The 772-nt window shown below is 55.3% G+C and carries 7 tRNA genes; all 7 read right to left on the bottom strand.

From position 1 onward, the window contains the following. Nucleotides 1-56: 56 nt before the first annotated feature. Nucleotides 57-133, bottom strand: a tRNA-Met gene (locus AC1DKZ_RS32845). A 27-nt stretch (nt 134-160) separates the two neighbouring features. Continuing rightward, nucleotides 161-253, bottom strand: a tRNA-Ser gene (locus AC1DKZ_RS32840). Between the two features lie 17 nt (nt 254-270). Continuing rightward, a tRNA-Ile gene (locus AC1DKZ_RS32835) sits at nt 271-347 on the bottom strand. A gap of 4 nt (nt 348-351) precedes the next feature. Beyond that, nucleotides 352-428, bottom strand: a tRNA-Met gene (locus tag AC1DKZ_RS32830). 20 nt (nt 429-448) lie between these two features. Continuing rightward, nucleotides 449-521: transfer RNA gene (locus AC1DKZ_RS32825), tRNA-Ala, on the bottom strand. A gap of 14 nt (nt 522-535) precedes the next feature. Then, a tRNA-Pro gene (locus AC1DKZ_RS32820) sits at nt 536-609 on the bottom strand. A gap of 11 nt (nt 610-620) precedes the next feature. Then, nucleotides 621-694 (bottom strand) — tRNA-Arg (locus AC1DKZ_RS32815). Nucleotides 695-772: the final 78 nt, after the last annotated feature.

Raw genomic sequence — 772 nt, 5'->3', positions numbered from 1 at the left:
CCGGCGATCTCCTGCGTGACAGGCAGGCATGTTAACCACTACACCACGGGACCATTTGGTTGCGGGGACAGGATTTGAACCTGCGACCTTCGGGTTATGAGCCCGACGAGCTACCGTACTGCTCCACCCCGCGATGATATAATATTTAATTTAGAAAAAATGGAGGAGGTAGAGGGATTCGAACCCCCGCGCGACTCTCGCCGCCTGTCGGTTTTCAAGACCGATCCCTTCAGCCGAACTTGGGTATACCTCCGAGATATGAACTTTGAGTGGTGGACCTTGTAGGACTCGAACCTACGACCGGACGGTTATGAGCCGTCTGCTCTAACCAGCTGAGCTAAAGGTCCTTTATGGTAGCGGCGGAGGGGATCGAACCCCCGACCTCACGGGTATGAACCGTACGCTCTAGCCAGCTGAGCTACACCGCCATAATTTATATTCAAATAAGTGGAGCCTAGCGGGATCGAACCGCTGACCTCCTGCGTGCAAGGCAGGCGCTCTCCCAGCTGAGCTAAGGCCCCATATTTTGAAAATATCGGGAAGACAGGATTTGAACCTGCGACCCCCTGGTCCCAAACCAGGTGCTCTACCAAGCTGAGCCACTTCCCGTTAATAAAAAACGCGCCCGAGAGGAGTCGAACCCCTAACCTCTTGATCCGTAGTCAAACGCTCTATCCAATTGAGCTACGGGCGCATATGGTGCCGAGGGCGGGGGTCGAACCCGCACGGTGGTCACCCACCGCAGGATTTTAAGTCCTGTGCGTCGTGCGTC

The sequence above is a fragment of the Bacillus sp. 05T21 genome (genome assembly GCF_056396785.1).
This window is presented reverse-complemented; position numbering and strand designations above follow the sequence as displayed.